Source organism: Paenibacillus harenae (genome assembly GCF_030812415.1).
Taxonomy (GTDB): Bacteria; Bacillota; Bacilli; order Paenibacillales; family Paenibacillaceae; genus Pristimantibacillus; species Pristimantibacillus harenae_A.
The window spans coordinates 645,315-662,250 of sequence record NZ_JAUSST010000001.1; the positions used below are offsets into that span (position 1 = coordinate 645,315).

The window sequence follows — 16,936 nt, forward strand, 5'->3', positions numbered from 1 at the left end:
GTCGTCATAGACCTGTCGGTGCTGCCTGTTCCATTTTATCGCAAATGCTTCATCGCTTCCTTCTCGCTCAGCGGGGACAACCCGGCTGACGCGACATAACGCCGCACCGCTGCCGCGTCCGTCTTCGCATATTCGCGGAGCGCCCAGCCGATCGCCTTGCGGATGAAAAACTCGCTCTCGCCTTTGCATCGCTCGATATAGCCCTCGAGACGGTCAAAGTCGGTGCTATGCTTGTATTTCAGCTGGAACAATATCGCTGACCGTCGCAGCCACAAGCGATCGGAATTAATCCACCGATCCGGGTAGTCACGGACAAGCTCTGGATACTGAGACAATTGACGGCCGATGAGGTGCGACGCTATGAAATCGACCGTATCCCACCAAGAATGCTGCGTCACGAGCTTCTCCAGCACTTCGATATGCCCCTCGCCCGCTTGTTTGCCGTATTTCTCCAGCAAGCTCATCGCCGTGTAATGGAACTCCCGCTCCGGCAAGTTCCATAACTGAAGCGCCGTCTCGCGCAGCTCGTCCCCTTTCGGCAGCGGATGCGCCTTCCAGAGCTCGCGCGTTAGCGCCTGCCGCTCCGGATTGCGAATGCCCAGAAACGGAAACTGATTGCGCATATACGCTTCCATCGGCCCTGCCTGCTCCGGATCGGCATGCTTTCTAAGCCAAGCTTCAAACGCCGCAGCGCATTCGTTTACCATTCCCTCGACTCTCCTCGCCCCTTATCGTCAGCGCCGTACAGATCGTTCGTTTCATCATCCATTCCATCGCTCCGGTCATCGTCCATGAACGAATAACTCTCTTCATTCGCCGCATCCTGGATTTCTTCGGAGGTGAGCGTTATATAAGCATAGCCGTCAGCGTCATGCTTCTTCAGCGCCTTCTGCTTCATATAACGCGGGCTGCCTTCGGCCGCATCGTCGTCATAGACGAGCAAGATGCCGTCGGTCTTTCGAAATAGCAGATCGTCTCTCGCCGTCAGCTGCCATACGCCGTTATAAGGCTGGTTGCTGACGGAGGAGTAATAATCGACGCCCTTAAGCAACTGCTGGAAATACTCCTTTTTGTCGTCCTTCCAGTTCTCCTCGGGATTGCAGTATGCCGCAATGATGGACAGCTTCAGTTGCGGATACGACTGCTTGAGCGCAATAACCGCCTCGCATGCCCAAAGATCAACGCCGTATTGACCCGGCGTAATGACCCATTCCAAGCCATCCTCGATAATCGGGATAAGCTTGTTCGTCAGCGCCTTCTGAATATAACCGATACCCTTATGCTTCTGGTTGAAAATTTGCAGCTCATGCGCCCGGTAGCCCGTTACTAGCAAGTTCTTCATAGATTCACGCCTTCTCGTCATGTCGCCTATTTCCCTACTATATCATAACGAGATTATGGAATGCGAAGAGACTGTCTCAGGCGGCTCAAAATCGCCGTAAGACAGCCTCTTGCTTCCTATCATTTTCATTTGTCCGCGCCCTTCACGCTAAGCAGCGAGTTCAGCTGCTCCAGCAGATTGCCGCCGCCGGTAAGCGAGATCGTGCCGATTTTCTCGCATATTTTTTCCAGAAACTCCAGCTCCTTCAGCCGGTACAGCGTAACGTTCTCATCCATGAGCTTAGCCGTGTTCAGCAAGCTGCGGGTCGAGGCCGTCTCTTCGCGGCGGGTAATGATGTTGGCTTGCGCCTTCTTCTCCGCGAGCAGCACCGTATTGAGGATATCCTTGATATCGCCTGGCAGGATAATGTCCTTTAGACCGGCGGATAGGAATTCCACGCCATAGCTCTCGCTCTTCTCATTGAGACGCGACAAGACGAATAACGCAATCTCCTGCTTCATACGCAGCAGATCGTCAAGCTTCATCGTACCGACGTACTCCCGCAGAATAAGCTGAAGCAGGATGTATACTTGATCCTCGAACGACTTGATCGCGAACGCCTTAAGCGGGTCGACAATCTTGTATTGGCAGACGAAGTTAAGCCGCAGCGTCACCTTATCCTCCGTCATAATCTCCTGGCCGGTCATATCAAGCTGCTGCTGGCGCAGGTCGAACGTCTTGACCAATACCGACGTCGGACTCTTCCAGAAATAGTACTTGCCTGGACGCAGCTCTCTCTGGAGCACATTGTTATAGAACAGCAGCCCCGTCTCGTGGTTCGCGACCTCCGACATTTGGTAATAGCCTTGCAGCTTGGACAAGGCGATCAGACTAATATCGGAGCTAACCTCCGGATTCCGGATGTCGACGCGCACGAACGTATGCTTATGAAGCGTATTCCAGTACGCATACGTGCCGGCCGTAAGCATCGAGACGAACTTGCCGTCCCGGTAATGGAGCGCGTATTCGAAGTCCTGCACGTCAATGACGGTCAGTTCCTCCAGCAGCGCCGTGTCTTTCAAAAAAAGGCTCAAATCTTTGGTAGGCGCGTCGAATCGCTTCGTCACGTTAAGGACGGCGATCGAATCCTCGGAAAATTTCGTATGGCGGTAGACGCCTGGCTGCAGATGCTTCGCATAGCTGCCTTTCTTGAACAGCAAGCCGCGCTCATCGTCTTTGATCGTTATTTTATTGAACATATGAACACCTCATTCGTTTCCATTTTGGTTGGCGACCTGGCCAAGACGGCAATTTTCCTGTCGATCAGACGGAATCGGGCTTAAGAATAGGGGCGGCATGCCGCATACGCGCAGCAATTCATTGGCGATGACCAGCTAACTTGCCGCTTGCACCGCGGTATGTCATGCGTAGGCGATGGAGCAGGCGTACCGTAATCGATATCCGCACGATTGCTTAGTCCATCTTCAGTCGGAGCCATTGGAAGCGCCGCCGTGAAAATTGCCGAGGCAGGTCTTAAATCAGATTCATTGCTCTCGATTTTAAGTCGAGTGCTCTACCATGAGCACGCGTGAAAGGCGTGTGGGGAATCGAACCCCTCATAAAAAGCTGCATTTGGGCGATTAACGGGGCGATGGTCGATACAGCATACAGGCGCATAATATGCGCGAGCACTGCGGGACTCTGTGAAATCCCAGCCAAGGTACGCCATTCCTTCCGCTAACCTCATCTATTATTGAAGTTATCTTTAATAGCACTGGTAATGGATGACTATATGCCTTTGATCGCAGCCATCGGCTTGCATTTGGCGACCACGCCGGCCAAGGAAGCGCCGACGACGCTGTCGATAATCTGATCGACGTCCTTGTAGGCTTGCGGGCATTCGTCGAGAATCGTCTGCAACGATCGGTGGTTCACAAGCACCTCGTCTTCCGTGCCGACTTTCATCGATTGCTCGAATTGGTCGACCGTAACGAGCAGCTTCGTTGCTTTGCGCGATCTCGCGCGCCCCGCTCCATGACAGATCGAATAGAAGTTTTTAAGCCCTTCCTCGCGACCGACCATAATATAGGAGGATGTTCCCATCGAACCCGGAATTAACGCGGGATGCCCTGTTTCCTTGTATGCAGCCGTGTTCAAGAAATGGCCGGGCGGCAATGCTCGCGTCGCTCCTTTGCGATGAACGAGCAGAGGTTGGTTGCGGTGGAATTCCTTGAGCGCGTAATTGTGCATCAAATCGTACAGCACCGGCAGCTCCATCTCTCCGCCGAACACTTCCTTGAACGCTTCGCGTACGCCGTATGCAATCATATGGCGGTTGCTGACGGCAAAGTTGAGCGCGGAATACATCAAATTCAAGTACGTCTGCCCTTCGCGGCTCGCAATTGGCGCATAGATCAGCTGCGGATCGGGATTGCCGACGCCCCACTGATTCATCGCTTCCTTAATCACGTTGTTATGCTCGCGGCCTACCATTGCGCCCCAGGAGCGGGAGCCGGAATGGATCATGACGACGACTTGACCGTCGAACAAGCCCCATTTGGCCGCCAATTCTCCGTACTCCTCATTGATTTCCAAATATTGAATCTCAATGAAGTGGTTGCCGCTGCCAAGAGAGCCTAATTGGCCATGCGCATGCTTGCGGATTTTTGGTGGCAGCTGCTCTAGATAAGCGCGATCATAGGCGAAAGTGGATTGCTCCACATGGGTCAGCCATTGTTCGTTCGGAATGTATTTGTCCGGCAAGCCCTTAAGGCCATTTCTTACGACGCTCATAATGTCGATGTCATCGTAATTCGTATTCGTGCGCTCGTTCGTCGGCACATACTTTTCGATTGCCGCAATGAGGCTTCTGCGAATATCTTTATCCTGAATATCGCGCTTATGAAGCGGCGTCGTATGGACGCGCATGCCGCAGCCGATATCAGAGCCTACGATCGATGGCGATACGCAGCCGTCCTTCATGCTCCATACGGCCGTCGTACCGATGCAAGTGCCGACACCGACATGCGCGTCCGGCGTATAGCTCATATAGACGCTGCGCGGAATTTGCAGATTGTTGTTCGCCATTTCGAACACCTTCGGTTCAAAGGAAGCGAGCACTTCCTCGTTGGCGAACAGATGAAGCTTGCCGCTCGCAAGCTCAAGCTCGTAATGATTGCGTCCGTGGTTTTGGAATGGATATTTTAAATGGTGCTCCATCGTATTTCCTCCTATGTCTAAGCAAGATTGCTGTCTGATTCGTATGTAGGGCGTCTTACGAGTTCTATCATCGCTTATTTCGTCACCTTCGAACATGGCGAAAGTATTACAATGGGTGATGAAATACGAAAATCGATGATACAATGGACGAAAGAGGACGCCCCTTGAGAGGAGCATATATTAGCATGGCGAAAGAAAGCTTCGATAAGGAAATTCAGTTTTTGCGGATGCTTACGTTAACTAGCGGGGCGTACAGCCGTCAGCAGTTCGCGGATCGACTAGGCATTTCCGTACATACCTACGATAAGACGCTGAAACGGCTTAAGGAGGTTGTAAGCTCCGTCCACCAGCAGCTCCCCGCCGAGCAGAGCAAGGAGCTGGCAGAGACGATCCGGTTCAATTACTTCGACACGACCGATCCGCTGCTGCTCTTCCTATTCCGCGCCAAGTCGCTGAAGGAAACGGAGAGCGAACGCATCTCCCTGCTGCTTGCAGCCGTAAGCGATCAGGCCCGGACGGCGATGGAACTGCTCGACATCTGTTACGCCAGTCTCCCGGAGGAGCAGGCGCTGCCCGATGAGAAAACGGTTCGATCCGACCTGAAGTATTTGGAGCAGGTCGGCGTCATTCGTAAAGTGCCCGGTCCCCGCCCTTACCGCTATCGCCTTCATACCGACTGGCTTACGGAGCTGACAGAGGATGAATGGCTCGATCTATACGACTTCGTTGACGTTATGGCGAACACGCAAGTACCGTCTCTGCACGGCTATCTGCTGCGCGACAGCCTGAAGAAGCGACTGCTTCGCAACAAAGTCGACCAAGAAGCGCTAGGCGCTTTTCTATATAAATACCATTATTATTCCCGCCTGCTGGACGAGGCTCATCTGTTCACCCTGCTAGCCGCCATCGAGCGGCGCAAATACGTCACCTTCCTCTACTTCACGCCGAAGAAGAACAAGAGCTACGCTTCCCGGAACACCAACCCGCTGTTCGAGCGGGATTCCGAGGGCGTGTTGGAGCGCGCGCTGCCGCTTAAGGTCGTATACGATCATCAATATGGACGCTGGTACTTGCTCGCTTACCATGCCCGGCATAACATTCGCAAGTATAGACTGGAAGGCGTCACCCAAATCGCAGAGGACGGGGAACCGGCTCCGGCAGCGCTGTTCGAGCAGAAGCTTGACGAGTTGGAGGAGAAGATCGCTTATGCTTGGCTGATCGATACGGGCCGCCCTGTAACCGTTCGTCTCCGCTTCTTCAATCCGGGCGACGGGTCGCCTAATTTCGTGAAGGAACGCGTGCTTCATCAAGGACAATGGGGGGCTATCGTTCAGGAGGACGAATCATCGTTTCTATACGAGATTAAAGTGAACGGAACGCTGGAGATCAAACCTTGGATACGGAGCTTCGGATCAAGCTGCGAGGTGCTGGAGCCCATCTTGCTTCGGCAGGAAATGATCGAGGAGTGGAAGGAGCTGAAGTCGTATTATGAATCCGTTTGAGAAAATATTCAATTACCAGATCATCTCGAAGCTGGACGACTCCGGTACTTTCATGGTTACTTCACATGAGCGGAGCTGGCTCAAGACGATGCTGTCCGATGTTGCCGCCGAGCACGCATTTACGCCGGAGACGCTATCCAAGCTAAGATCGATGCTGGAGACCGATCCCTTGCTCCGGATGGAAGAACGCCTCGTCCAGAAGGCGCGCAGCAAAGTCGTCCATGTCTACCATCCGTTGCTGCGCCAACTGAGGCGTTCCATTATGAGTCATAACCAAATAACGCTCAGCTTCCTGGCCAAAGACGGAAATCTTAACGCGAGACAGAGCGGCATCCCTTATAAGCTCGAATATTCGATGGTCAAGCGGGAGTGGTATTTGCTCTGGTTTCACCTCAGCCGGCGCAAGCTTCTTACGACGAGGCTGAACAAGATCGTCGATGTGCAGGACATGGAGCTGCCGCCCACGCAGCATGAGCAATTGCAGGCCTCGATACGCCGGTTGATCGACAGGCGCGCTATGAAGGTTGCCATCGAGGTCGTGCGGCAATACAACGAGGAACTGTCGCGGATCTTGTACGCCTTCTCCTGCTTCGATAAGAAAGTCCAATACGATGCTGAAACCCATATCTATACCGTCCATCTGACCTTCCCTGGAGAAGAGCAGGAATATGTGCTCTCCAAGCTTCGTTTTCTCGGCAAGCGGGTACGCATCGCGGAAAGCGATTATTTGAAGAGCAGGATGCTCAACACGGCCAATATGGCGCTTGATCGTTACGGACAGTCCGATCCATAATAAAGTAATGAAAAAACCGTCAGGAAAGAAGTTCTCCTGACGGTTCTCTTCGCGCTAACTTCAGCATGCTTAAACTCGGACTATCAACTTTCAATCCTCGTTATGGGTTGTCTTGCCAAATAAAAGGAATTCCTCCCGTTATTTTCAACGTTTTTGTTCATCCGACCACAATAACTGGATTTTCTACCGCTAATATCTCGCTATCCAGAGAATCGGGGTCATCCAGCTCGAAATAACAGAACTTTTTCCAGTTAACCCCCTTCGAGTACTATCTTCTGAAAATAACGGTAGTTCTTCCAGTTAATTCCGAGATCAGGATAATGGAACAGAAATATACAATCCTGATGCTACACGACATAGCGGGCAATGAAATCATGAACTTTGCGTTCATAGGCAGCCTTGTTCGTGCTATAGGCAAGCCCATGCCCTGCTCCATCGGCAACGTACAGCTCCTTCTTCGTCTGACAAGCCTCATACAACCGGTAGACCATTTCGGTAGGCACGAACGTATCGCTGCCGCCGTGAATGAACAGCATCGGCAGCTTGTTCCGTTCCAATTGGCGCAAGGCCGACGCTTCATCGAAGCTGTACCCGGCTCTGAGCTTCGTCAATAAGCTCGTGGCGTGCAGGATCGGGAAAGCCGGCAGCTTGTACAGCCGCTTAAGCTGATAAGCTAATTGATCGCGAACGGACGTATACCCGCAATCCTCTACAATCGCCTTGACCTGCGGCGGCAGCGGTTCTCCGCTAACCATCATGACGGTCGCACCGCCCATCGATATGCCGTGCAATACGATTTTCGCTTTTTCTCCGACCATATCCACGGTCTTTCGGATCCATTGCAAATAATCAAATCGATCCGCCCAACCGAAGCCGATATAATTACCTTCGCTCGCTCCATGCCCCCGATCATCCGGCATCAGCACGTTATATCCGAATTGCTCGTAATAGAAACGGGCGATTAAGCCAAGGTCCTTGCCCTTCGACGAATAGCCATGCGCCAAAATAACCGTATTCGCAGTCGCCGATTTTGCCGGCAGGAAATAGCCTTGCAGCTTGAGCCCGTCCTGCGTCGTGATATGCCAAATATCAGGTACTTGACTATCTACCCATTGCACGCCGTCCAGTTCAAGCGCCGCCGGCGCTTCCTCGTCCTTTAACCCCAAGTCGATAGCTGATTCGGCCTCGCCGCTGCCGGCGTTCTGAACCAAATCGCCGCTGCTGCTCAGAAAATCCTTCGACCCGCGCTTGATCGCGAGATTATAAAAATAGAAGCTAATGATAGCCAGAACGGCTATCACGATGAGTACTAAACCGACGATCCCGATTACGACTACGGTTCCGTTCATATGCGTCCGCTCATTTCACTTGGGAATAACCATTATTACCCTTTAGTTTACCATCGTTCCCGCATTCCATGCATATTGCCCGCTGCATGACTCAATAATTATTTGCGCTTTATCACTTTATCCCAGATAAGATCGCCGTTTACGGCATCGATATACCGCAGCGTTCGGTTGTGACTGCCCTCGAAGGGCAGCTCGTCCTCGGCGGCGACGGTTTCGTAAATAAGCCGATAGGAAGGCGGGGACTGCTCTTGATTAAGATGCCATCTTAGCCTTAAGCGATAATAGGCCAAATACCGCTTCGCCGCCTCCTCGGACGCAAGGGACGGCCGGAACTCGCACCGTTCCAGCTTCCGAAGCAGATCGATAGAAACACCGCTATAGAGCATAACCTCCCCCGTTGCCGTGCTGACGCAGATCGTTACCCGTTCAAGATGAACAGGGCAACCGCCAATGTAGACGGGCAAGTAGAAAAACTCCCTCTCCGCAGGCTCGACGGCATTCTCCGAACGTTCTGCCTCTTGCAGGTGAAGATAGCGATCATATTCAGGAAAAACAAGCTCCATAAACCGCTTCGCTCGGCGCCAGCACTCCGAACGGCTTAACGGCATCGTCTCTCCTGTTTGTGCTTCACCAATACTACGTCTATAACTGCTGAAGTCTATCAATCGTCCGGTCGCTTTTTCGAACTGCAGCCTGTAAGTAGCGGTCATGTTACGCAATTGCTCGCCCCATCTGCGCTCCAGATAACCGTCAACGGTTAGAGCTTCCGCCTCCGTATCCGGCTGTTGCTCATCTTTCGCCCTATAAATAAGCGTAATGATCCCGCCATCGTCATGGCTGCGATCAAGCCTATTCCGCTCACTGTCCATGCCAAGCTTGCTTTCGATCGCGGCTCTGTCTTCTTCTGCGTAACGGAGAGGAGGCTGCATGCTCCCTTCTCTAGTCAGAATAGGAAAGCTGGGCGGCATGCTATCATGATCAGGCTCGTAGAGAAAATGGCCAGTAACAGCATCAAGTTGCTGCCCCTCCGTATGCGGTACGTAGACAAGACGGTACGTTTCATCGGCAGCATAGCCTTCATGCATACCGGGATGCATGGCAACGATCGCGAGCTCCATACGAAGCTCCCGTATCAATTGCGACTTGATCTCCCCGGCATCTGCGATCTTCTTCGGCCATTCCGGGCTTGAGCGCTCGCCCATCGAATAGCAATTTCGGTATCGTACCACGTTCAGCTCGGCGTCAAGCGTCAGCTCGCAGCCGGTATTCGGCAGCGCAACGCCGCCTACCTCTTCCTTGAACGTCATATACGTGTTGCTTTGTCCTTCTTCGACATGCACCCAAGTTAGACGAGACGGCTCAAGCATATGCTTCGCTAGAAAAGCATCGGTTACCGCCTTGACATCCTCGAGCGGACATCGGCGAGAGCTTCCTGAATGATTAGCGGATTCGATCCTCAAATCCAGCAGCGCAGCCGTGTCCAGATCCAACGCGATTTCGATTCGCTCATCGGGCCGTCCAGGATGCTCCCATATATAGCCGCGTTCCCGCGCGTCGTCCTTCGGAATGCTGTCCTCCATCACAAGGACGTATTCAGCCGGAATGTTCGTAACCGCCATCGCTGCCTCGCGCAGCTTGTCGTGATCCATAGACAACCTCTTTATCTCCTATTCGGCATCGTCTATCCGGATTCGACGCCAATCCGTTGATCGTCTGCGTTAACGATTGTCGATCTTCTCCGGATAGAGATCGTGATTCATTAAGCGGTACTCCGCCATTTGCTCGTATTTGGTGTCAGGACGACCCCAATTGCAATACGGATCGATAGAGATGCCGCCTCTCGGCGTAAATTTACCCCATACCTCAATGTAACGCGGATTCATGAGTGCAATCAAGTCGTTCATAATAATATTCATGCAGTCCTCGTGGAAATCGCCATGGTTGCGGAAGCTGAACATATACAGCTTGAGCGACTTGCTCTCGACCATTTTCACATCGGGAATATAAGAAATGTAGATCGTCGCGAAGTCCGGCTGCCCCGTCATCGGGCACAAGCTGGTAAATTCGGGACAGTTGAACTTGACGAAGTAGTCTCTGTTCGGATGTTTGTTATCGAACGTCTCCAAAATATGAGGCGCATATTCGAAAATATATTTGGTTCCTTGATTGCCAAGCAGCGTCACGCCGTTCAGTTCTTCCTTGCTTCTTCCTTCCATGCCGTTAGCCTCCATCTCTGTTCAATATCATTCAAAAGTGCTAAACGCCCTTTTTATTGCCCCATACCCATGTATGCAATTGCGGCAGCACATGCACGCTCCGCAGCTCCGTGCTATGCATCACTTTCTCGATGAGCCATTCATAGCGTTCTACCAAATAGGGCAGCATCCGCGCTGGCTCCGTCTCTTGCAGGTTCGCATTGCCCGCCTGAACATAGAACGGTACGGACGGGTAGCGGAGATGGACGAATGCCGCATATTCCAAATCCAGCTCGTCGAACACGACCGTCTTCATGCAGAAGCTGCTCGATTTGCTCTGCAGCTTGCCCACAATGACGTCAAGCACTTCCCAATCCGTTGCCATGCCGGAGCTCGGAGGCTTCGGCGATAGCGTCAGATCGTCGATGTCCCAGAACCAATCCTGCCAGCGGCTGCCTTGCGTCTCAAGCGCGGAACGAATTCCGCGTTCTTGCAGAGCTTCTATCAACTCCCCTAGCCCTGGAAGCAAGGCTGGATTGCCTCCTGAGATCGTCACATGATCGAAGGTTTCTCCGCCTAGCGCAAGCAGTTCCTGTATAATCTCCTCCGCAGTCAGCATCCGTATATCGTCCTTGCCGCTGCCGTCCCAGGTGAAGGCGGAATCGCACCAGCTGCACCGATAATCGCAGCCCGCCGTGCGAACGAACATCGTTTTGCGGCCGATGACCATGCCCTCGCCCTGTACGGTTGGTCCGAACAGCTCCATTACCGGGATGCGCTTCGCATTATCGCTCATCGTTTACCGCCGCCTTCCGCTTCGGCCGATATAGACAGTAGCTCGTCGGCGTCTCGCGGAGAAACACCTGAAGGACGTGCGGCCGATTGGCCGTACCGTCCAGATAGCTCTGCACAAGCTCGGCGATCGTGCGCGCTACGACCTCCGTCGTCGGAAATCGCTCCGGCAGCTCGTCACTGAAGCTCTCTGTATCGTCATTCAGCAACGAATGATCGAACCGATCGTGAATAAGCCGCTTAATAATGGCGAAGTTCACGAGAAAGCCGGACCGGTCGAGCTCGTCGCCCGCTACCGTGACATTCGCATAATACGTATGCCCGTGCATTTGACGGCACTTGCCCGCACCCTCGGACGGCACATAATGCGCGGCGGCGAACTGAAAGTCTTTGTTAAGCTCGTAACTATAATCATGCGCGACCGAAGGATAGATTTGTTGAAGCATCAGCCTATCGCCTCCTTGTCGCGCTTAACAGCCAAATAATCATCGAAACCTTTCCGGCGGAGCATACAAGCCGGACAATGCCCGCAACCGTCCGCTTGAATACCGTTATAGCAGGTCAGCGTCCGCTCTCTTACGAAATCGAACGCGCCAAGCTCATCGGCAAGCGCCCACGTCTCTGCCTTATTCAGCCACATCAGAGGCGTATCGATAACGAATGGATAATCCATCGATAAATTTAGCGTCACATTGAGCGACTTCACGAATACGTCCCTGCAGTCGGGATATCCGCTAAAGTCCGTCTCGCATACGCCGGTTACAATGTTCTTAGCGCCGATCTGCTTCGCCAGCACAGCCGCGAACGTCAGAAAAAGCATATTGCGGCCGTCAACTACCGTCGAAGGCAGCTCGCCATCTTTATGCTCAATCTCGATATCGCCTCGGGTCAGCGCATTAGGCGCTAATTGATTCAAGAGCGACATATCCAATATATGATGCTTAACGTTCAAGTCCTTCGTAATTTGAGAGGCGCATTCGATTTCCAGCTTATGGCGCTGTCCGTAATCGAACGTCACCGCCTCTACTTCTTCGAATCGCTCCATCGCCCAGAATAGGCATGTCGTGCTGTCTTGTCCGCCGCTGAACACGACGACTGCTTTGCCTTGCTTCATGCTCCATCTTCCTCTCGCCTGTAGATCGTAGATCGCAGAAGAAAGAGATCGCCCTAATTCCATCCATATGCATGCGTTTCTATAGCAAAGAAACGGCGCGAAGCGGGGACTGCCGCTTCGCGCCGAACGCAAAAAGACGAGGCTTTGGAAAGAGGCCTTCGTTTTGCATAGTTTTTTATAGAGGGAGTTCGCGAACCTCTCCCGGCCGCTTGCAGCGCCGGAATTTCTTCTTCAGTTGTATATCAGTACTATAGCACAGCCGATTCCGCTTGGGAACTGGCAGTTCGAGCTAATGGGCCAAAGATTTCAGTTGCCTTAACGTCTGCACCATATGGTCGGCAAGCTCGGGGATGTCCTCCATCTGCTCTTCGCCGATCGTTCTTCTGAATTTGAGTTCGATCTTATTCGTATAAAATACGGCTGCCGACGGATCATCCTGCTCATAGACGTAGCTGACTGTCTGCGTGAAGGGCATATCTTCGCCCCATATCGCTCTGATCATGCCTTCAATCTGAGGGCACTGGGCGGTGGGCTCGCTTAACGCGACCCGGAAGCGCAGCGACAGCGTGCAGCCGGCCACCGCCGAGTCGCCACCTAGCTCCAACAGCTCGGCTGCAAGCTGCCGGAGCGAGGACGACAGCCTAACCTCGGCCGATATTCCGGAAATTCCGGCTAGCGTGAAGCGCAGCCCGAACTCGCGCGACATAACCGCCATCTCCATTCGGTCAATCCGGCCAACGATGTCGATCGCCCGGTCCAGATTGTCCAGATCATAGAAATGGTTTTCCAGCGCGACTTTCACATTTTCGAACACGGTTGGATCAAACATCGGGTTACCTCGCAATCAGTATGGTTAATCCACTTATTCTAGACTATTTATACCAAAAAATCGATATCCGCTACCGCAAATACAAATTCAGCGGCGCAAGCCCCAGTTCGCGCAACCCCTCCACGACAAGTCCGGCGACGCGAATCGCCCCGAGCTCCTGGAAGTGGGTATCGTCCTGCGCTCCATCCGGGAAATGAATGAATTCGCCCGGATACGCCCACATGAACAGCGCTTTGGACGGCTCGTCGCCCAGCTCCTCGTAAAGCAACTTGCTCTTCGCGGCCAAATCGATCAGCGGCACGTCCAGCTCGCTCGCAAGCTCTTTCATGCCCAGCAGATAATCGCCATGCGTATCGATAATACGGCCTTGCGGATCGAACTTGCGGCGATGCATCGGCGTAATAAGCACGGGTATCGCGCCTCTTGCCCTGGCCTCTTCCACATAGATCGCAAGCTTCTCCTTGTACGAGCCAAAAGGATCGGTTGCCCGCGCCTCGTCCTGCTTTTCGTCGTTATGGCCGAACTGAATCCACAAATGATCGCCGGACTTCATACCGTCCAGTATGGGCTGCAATCGCCCTTCCGCTATGAAGCTCTTCGAGCTGCGGCCCGACTTCGCGTGGTTATCGATGGCAACCTCGGTCTTGAAGTAAAGCGGCAGCATTTGCCCCCAGCCCGCATAAGGAAACACGCTCTGATCGGTTACCGTGGAATCGCCGGCGAGGAAGATCGTCGTCGCCTGCTTGGCCTCCACGATATCAAGCGCATTGATGCGCGGCGCGATGCCGGTGAAGGCAAGCCGCAGCTTGCCGTCCGTTACTTTCACGGTAAAGCTGTGCACGGCGTATTGCCCCGCGGACGTGAACGCTTTGTTCAGCACCATGCGGCCGACGCCGTACTTCAGGCTTGTTACGGTCGGGGTTATCGCGTCGCCTATCGTGACTGTAACCGTATAGAGTCCGTTCGGCAGCTTCACGATGAACGCGGAATCAAGCGGAATGCAGAAAGCGCTGCGCAATCGGTCGCCCTCGCCCCGATTCCGCGAGGTTACCCGTTCGCATGACTCGAAGCCATAGCCGCGTTCATCGCGATAAGCCGTATCCGGCAAAATGTGAATATAATCAGAGCCCGTGGCCGGCGGTTCGCCGATTCCGAAATCAAATCGATATGTTGTTGTCATCCGTGCACCTTCCTATCATCAAATTCAAAAAAAAGCCATTACTGCTAGAATAGCAGAACGGCCTCATGAAAAGGTAGACATTTAACGGTCATTTTGTTCAAAATTCCGATGCGTTGATTAGCCGGTCAAAGCGTAACATGCTTCACTTTCATCAACTCGCCAACCTTGGCGAACAACGAAGCGTTGTGTCCGATCGACAATGCGCAATGATGCGTCGGCGCTTCGGCGAACCAGCTCGTCATATAGTCGTCCGGCGCCTGGCGGAATTTAATGGGCGTCTGCGTATTGCCGATACGCATAATCGGGCCGTTCGTCGACTCCCCTTCGCTCGAGATAAGCTTTAGCTTGCCGTCGCCCGTCTGCGTCACGTTCAGCGTCGTCACGGCTCCCGTACGCACCTTGGCCTCCACGGAGACGCCCGTGCCTTGCTTGCCGTGATACAGACCCATCCCCCGAAGGACCGGCCTGCCTTCGGAGATTGCGATATGGAACGGTCCGTCATGTCCGAGCAGAATCGTATCGTCTACATAATCAACGACAACGATTTCGGAGAAGCTGCCTCCCGTTCCGAGCAGATCGCATATCTTCATCGCGACGGCCGTCTTCAGATCGCCTTCGCCCGAACATGGAATACCGCGCGCCGTGAGCAAGGAATGGCCGACGATAAAACCTGATTGCAGCTTCTCGTATTCGCCGCCCGGAGCGCCGTGGTAGTAGTACGAGAGTGCGTCCAGATCGTATTCGCGCACGAGACGCTCCTGGGCCGCCGCTACCTTGCACGACCATTCGAGCTGCTCCTCCGTCGGCTTCCTCGCAATCGGATCGGACGGCGAGTCGCCGCTGATCCGGAACATCCGATGCACCTCGTCCAGCTTCGACTTCAATTCCTGCGGCGTTACTTGTCTCAGTTGGCGATCGAGATCGCACATCTCCAGCACTTCGACATGCAGCCCCGTCTGCGCCTGAATCATCGTGAAGTCGCTGTACATATCGAGCATGCCGCTATACGTATTGCCGAGAAAGCCGAATCGGCTATGCTGCAGATTGCGCGGAACGGCGGCAGCGCGCACCCATTCTTCAATCACGGCCCAGGCACGTACCGCTTCCTTGCGTTCATGCGTGATTTCGTTCGTCAATGAAATAGCAGGCGTATAGTCGAGGCCAAGCAATCCGCTGACGACGCGGAACGGAATAGCTGCGCGATTGAACGCGTTGGCGAACTCCGGAACCGGGCATGCGCCGCAATGCGCCAGCCATTCGCCCGTCGTCGTCCGGTCGTAGCTAATGCGCTCCGTCGGCTGCAAATTAAGAAATACGACCGGCGCCTTATTGATCTGATGCACGGGCAGCACGGTCGAGCTCGTCGAGTAAGTAGCGGCATGGCAGAACACCAGATCCACCTGCTGCTCGTTCAGCCACTCCCCTGCCTTGCGACCTTCTCCTTCCGTATCGACAAGTCCGTAGTTGAACACGTCTCCCCATGCGGACATCCGCTTCTCGATGTATTGCCCGTATTCGGTCAATCGTTCCCGAAGGCCGGGAAACTGCTCCCAATACGCTCTAAGGCCGACAGAATAGAGACCGATTCGCGCCTTCTTGCTTGGTTTAATGGCAGATATTGACGTCACCTTTACCACCACGTTGTTTTATGAAATAATAGCTTTATATCTACATTGTAACGGCTTCCAATTCTAATAACATCAGATCATCTTGGTCAAAAATAACACAATGTTGCGAGGTGAACTTCGTATTATGCGCGCATATAGCGAAAGAAGTTATCCGGCCTGGTCGGACAGCTCCGTCAGGCTGTTCGCAACGCCGTCGGCTTTCGCCAAAGCTTCGCTGTTCTACGTGCAGGAGATCGGGTATTTCGAGACGCTCGAGCGTTATTTCACGGAGAGGGAGCAGCTCGATTCGTATCTCGTTGTCTACACTATAGCCGGCAGCGGCAGATTGACCTACCGCGGTACGACTTATCCTTTAACGGCTCGGCAGCTGTTCTTCATCGATTGCATGGATTATCAGCATTATAGGGCCGAACAGGGCCAGTCATGGGACATGCTATGGGTGCACTTCAATGGCAGCGCAGCCCGCGCCTACTATGAACAATTCGCGTCAAGCGCCGAACCTGTGCTGACGCTCCAGACGGATACGCCGGTACCGGCGCTGCTTCGTCGGCTGCTTGAGCTGCATTCCCGCAAGAGCTTCCGCACCGAGCTGGTCGGCTCGCAACTGCTGACGCAGCTATTGACCGAGCTCGTGTTGACTGCTCAGCAGCTCGAGCTCCCAAATGCCGATACGCCAAGCTACATCGGCGAAATTTCGCTATGGATGGACGAGCATTACGCGGATAAGCTGTCACTCGCGGAGCTGGCAGCGAAGCATGCGGTCAACAAGTATCATTTCGCCAAGCAATTCAAACGTTATACCGGCTTTTCACCGAACGAATATCTCATTAATACGCGCATCACGCGAGCGAAGGAGCTGCTCAAATATTCGGATCTGCCGATAGCCGAGATCGCCGTGCTGGTCGGCATCGACAATGTCAGCCACTTCATCTCGCTGTTCAAAGATCGCGTGGAGCAAACGCCGCTCGTCTACCGGAAGAAATGGCGGCAAGCAAGCAATTGAGTTTTATTTTT

At 53.4% G+C, this 16,936-nt stretch carries 17 protein-coding genes and 1 riboswitch; of the genes, 3 read left to right on the top strand and 14 right to left on the bottom strand.

The genetic code is table 11. The annotated features are described in order from the left end of the window. Positions 1-35: 35 nt before the first annotated feature. From J2T14_RS03150 to J2T14_RS03170, 5 genes are all read right to left on the bottom strand, one after another. Positions 36-707, bottom strand: a complete 672-nt coding sequence (locus tag J2T14_RS03150; protein ID WP_307467588.1) for a DNA alkylation repair protein — start codon at positions 705-707, stop codon at positions 36-38. Continuing rightward, entirely contained in the window at positions 701-1,342 is a 642-nt protein-coding gene (locus tag J2T14_RS03155; RefSeq protein ID WP_307467591.1) for a DUF1273 domain-containing protein, read from the bottom strand. Before J2T14_RS03155 ends, J2T14_RS03150 begins: the two co-directional genes overlap by 7 nt. Before the next feature lie 125 nt (positions 1,343-1,467). Continuing rightward, positions 1,468-2,580, bottom strand: coding sequence for a slipin family protein (locus J2T14_RS03160; RefSeq protein WP_307467594.1), 1,113 nt, complete (start codon positions 2,578-2,580; stop codon positions 1,468-1,470). A gap of 80 nt (positions 2,581-2,660) precedes the next feature. Next, positions 2,661-2,819 carry a hypothetical protein gene (locus J2T14_RS03165; protein ID WP_307467596.1) on the bottom strand — a complete coding sequence of 53 codons (159 nt, stop codon included), beginning with the start codon at positions 2,817-2,819 and terminating at the stop codon, positions 2,661-2,663. 290 nt (positions 2,820-3,109) lie between these two features. After that, entirely contained in the window at positions 3,110-4,540 is a 1,431-nt protein-coding gene (locus J2T14_RS03170; RefSeq protein ID WP_307467598.1) for an RtcB family protein, read from the bottom strand. A 185-nt stretch (positions 4,541-4,725) separates the two neighbouring features. Between J2T14_RS03170 and J2T14_RS03175 the strand changes: the two genes are divergently transcribed. Beyond that, positions 4,726-6,042 carry a helix-turn-helix transcriptional regulator gene (locus tag J2T14_RS03175; RefSeq protein ID WP_307467601.1) on the top strand — a complete coding sequence of 439 codons (1,317 nt, stop codon included), beginning with the start codon at positions 4,726-4,728 and terminating at the stop codon, positions 6,040-6,042. Continuing rightward, on the top strand, positions 6,029-6,835 hold the full coding sequence (locus J2T14_RS03180; protein ID WP_307467604.1) for a WYL domain-containing protein: 807 nt from the start codon (positions 6,029-6,031) through the stop codon (positions 6,833-6,835). The genes J2T14_RS03175 and J2T14_RS03180 overlap by 14 nt, the downstream gene beginning before the upstream one ends. Before the next feature lie 347 nt (positions 6,836-7,182). Here the strand turns inward: J2T14_RS03180 and J2T14_RS03185 are convergent, their stop codons facing one another. The 9 genes from J2T14_RS03185 to J2T14_RS03225 form a co-directional block, all read right to left on the bottom strand. Beyond that, positions 7,183-8,184 carry an alpha/beta hydrolase gene (locus J2T14_RS03185; protein ID WP_307467608.1) on the bottom strand — a complete coding sequence of 334 codons (1,002 nt, stop codon included), beginning with the start codon at positions 8,182-8,184 and terminating at the stop codon, positions 7,183-7,185. A 98-nt stretch (positions 8,185-8,282) separates the two neighbouring features. Beyond that, positions 8,283-9,833, bottom strand: a complete 1,551-nt coding sequence (locus J2T14_RS03190; protein WP_307468579.1) for a YcdB/YcdC domain-containing protein — start codon at positions 9,831-9,833, stop codon at positions 8,283-8,285. A gap of 69 nt (positions 9,834-9,902) precedes the next feature. Then, positions 9,903-10,400: a preQ(1) synthase gene (gene queF / locus J2T14_RS03195; protein WP_307467612.1), complete on the bottom strand. Its 498-nt coding sequence runs from the start codon at positions 10,398-10,400 to the stop codon at positions 9,903-9,905. 40 nt (positions 10,401-10,440) lie between these two features. Next, positions 10,441-11,175 (bottom strand): 7-carboxy-7-deazaguanine synthase QueE, encoded by a 735-nt coding sequence (gene queE, locus J2T14_RS03200; protein ID WP_307467615.1) that lies wholly within the window; start codon positions 11,173-11,175, stop codon positions 10,441-10,443. Continuing rightward, complete coding sequence (locus tag J2T14_RS03205) at positions 11,165-11,617, bottom strand: 6-pyruvoyl trahydropterin synthase family protein (RefSeq protein WP_307467617.1); 453 nt, start codon at positions 11,615-11,617, stop codon at positions 11,165-11,167. The genes queE and J2T14_RS03205 overlap by 11 nt, the downstream gene beginning before the upstream one ends. Then, positions 11,617-12,285, bottom strand: coding sequence for a 7-cyano-7-deazaguanine synthase QueC (gene queC / locus J2T14_RS03210; RefSeq protein WP_307467620.1), 669 nt, complete (start codon positions 12,283-12,285; stop codon positions 11,617-11,619). The genes J2T14_RS03205 and queC overlap by 1 nt, the downstream gene beginning before the upstream one ends. 161 nt (positions 12,286-12,446) lie before the next feature. Next, positions 12,447-12,490, bottom strand: a riboswitch (PreQ1 riboswitch). 84 nt (positions 12,491-12,574) lie between these two features. Then, the gene (locus J2T14_RS03215) at positions 12,575-13,114 is read right to left on the bottom strand and encodes a hypothetical protein (RefSeq protein ID WP_307467623.1); all 540 of its coding nucleotides are present in this window, start codon (positions 13,112-13,114) and stop codon (positions 12,575-12,577) included. Between the two features lie 70 nt (positions 13,115-13,184). Further along, complete coding sequence (locus J2T14_RS03220; RefSeq protein ID WP_307467625.1) at positions 13,185-14,294, bottom strand: rhamnogalacturonan acetylesterase; 1,110 nt, start codon at positions 14,292-14,294, stop codon at positions 13,185-13,187. 125 nt (positions 14,295-14,419) lie between these two features. Next, positions 14,420-15,922, bottom strand: coding sequence for an L-fucose/L-arabinose isomerase family protein (locus J2T14_RS03225; protein WP_307467629.1), 1,503 nt, complete (start codon positions 15,920-15,922; stop codon positions 14,420-14,422). A 124-nt stretch (positions 15,923-16,046) separates the two neighbouring features. Here J2T14_RS03225 and J2T14_RS03230 point away from each other — a divergent pair, with 124 nt between their 5' ends. Beyond that, on the top strand, positions 16,047-16,925 hold the full coding sequence (locus J2T14_RS03230; RefSeq protein WP_307467634.1) for an AraC family transcriptional regulator: 879 nt from the start codon (positions 16,047-16,049) through the stop codon (positions 16,923-16,925). Positions 16,926-16,936 lie beyond the last annotated feature (11 nt).

Excerpts from the sequence above, each read along its gene's own strand:
- J2T14_RS03150 (WP_307467588.1), bottom strand. The coding sequence starts at position 707 with ATGGTAAACGAATGCGCTGCGGCGTTTGAAGCTTGGCTTAGAAAGCAT.
- J2T14_RS03155 (WP_307467591.1), bottom strand. The coding sequence starts at position 1,342 with ATGAAGAACTTGCTAGTAACGGGCTACCGGGCGCATGAGCTGCAAATT.
- J2T14_RS03160 (WP_307467594.1), bottom strand. The coding sequence starts at position 2,580 with ATGTTCAATAAAATAACGATCAAAGACGATGAGCGCGGCTTGCTGTTC.
- J2T14_RS03165 (WP_307467596.1), bottom strand. The coding sequence starts at position 2,819 with ATGGCTCCGACTGAAGATGGACTAAGCAATCGTGCGGATATCGATTAC.
- J2T14_RS03170 (WP_307467598.1), bottom strand. The coding sequence starts at position 4,540 with ATGGAGCACCATTTAAAATATCCATTCCAAAACCACGGACGCAATCAT.
- J2T14_RS03175 (WP_307467601.1), top strand. The coding sequence starts at position 4,726 with ATGGCGAAAGAAAGCTTCGATAAGGAAATTCAGTTTTTGCGGATGCTT.
- J2T14_RS03180 (WP_307467604.1), top strand. The coding sequence starts at position 6,029 with ATGAATCCGTTTGAGAAAATATTCAATTACCAGATCATCTCGAAGCTG.
- J2T14_RS03185 (WP_307467608.1), bottom strand. The coding sequence starts at position 8,184 with ATGAACGGAACCGTAGTCGTAATCGGGATCGTCGGTTTAGTACTCATC.
- J2T14_RS03190 (WP_307468579.1), bottom strand. The coding sequence starts at position 9,833 with ATGGATCACGACAAGCTGCGCGAGGCAGCGATGGCGGTTACGAACATT.
- queF (WP_307467612.1), bottom strand. The coding sequence starts at position 10,400 with ATGGAAGGAAGAAGCAAGGAAGAACTGAACGGCGTGACGCTGCTTGGC.
- queE (WP_307467615.1), bottom strand. The coding sequence starts at position 11,175 with ATGAGCGATAATGCGAAGCGCATCCCGGTAATGGAGCTGTTCGGACCA.
- J2T14_RS03205 (WP_307467617.1), bottom strand. The coding sequence starts at position 11,617 with ATGCTTCAACAAATCTATCCTTCGGTCGCGCATGATTATAGTTACGAG.
- queC (WP_307467620.1), bottom strand. The coding sequence starts at position 12,285 with ATGAAGCAAGGCAAAGCAGTCGTCGTGTTCAGCGGCGGACAAGACAGC.
- J2T14_RS03215 (WP_307467623.1), bottom strand. The coding sequence starts at position 13,114 with ATGTTTGATCCAACCGTGTTCGAAAATGTGAAAGTCGCGCTGGAAAAC.
- J2T14_RS03220 (WP_307467625.1), bottom strand. The coding sequence starts at position 14,294 with ATGACAACAACATATCGATTTGATTTCGGAATCGGCGAACCGCCGGCC.
- J2T14_RS03230 (WP_307467634.1), top strand. The coding sequence starts at position 16,047 with ATGCGCGCATATAGCGAAAGAAGTTATCCGGCCTGGTCGGACAGCTCC.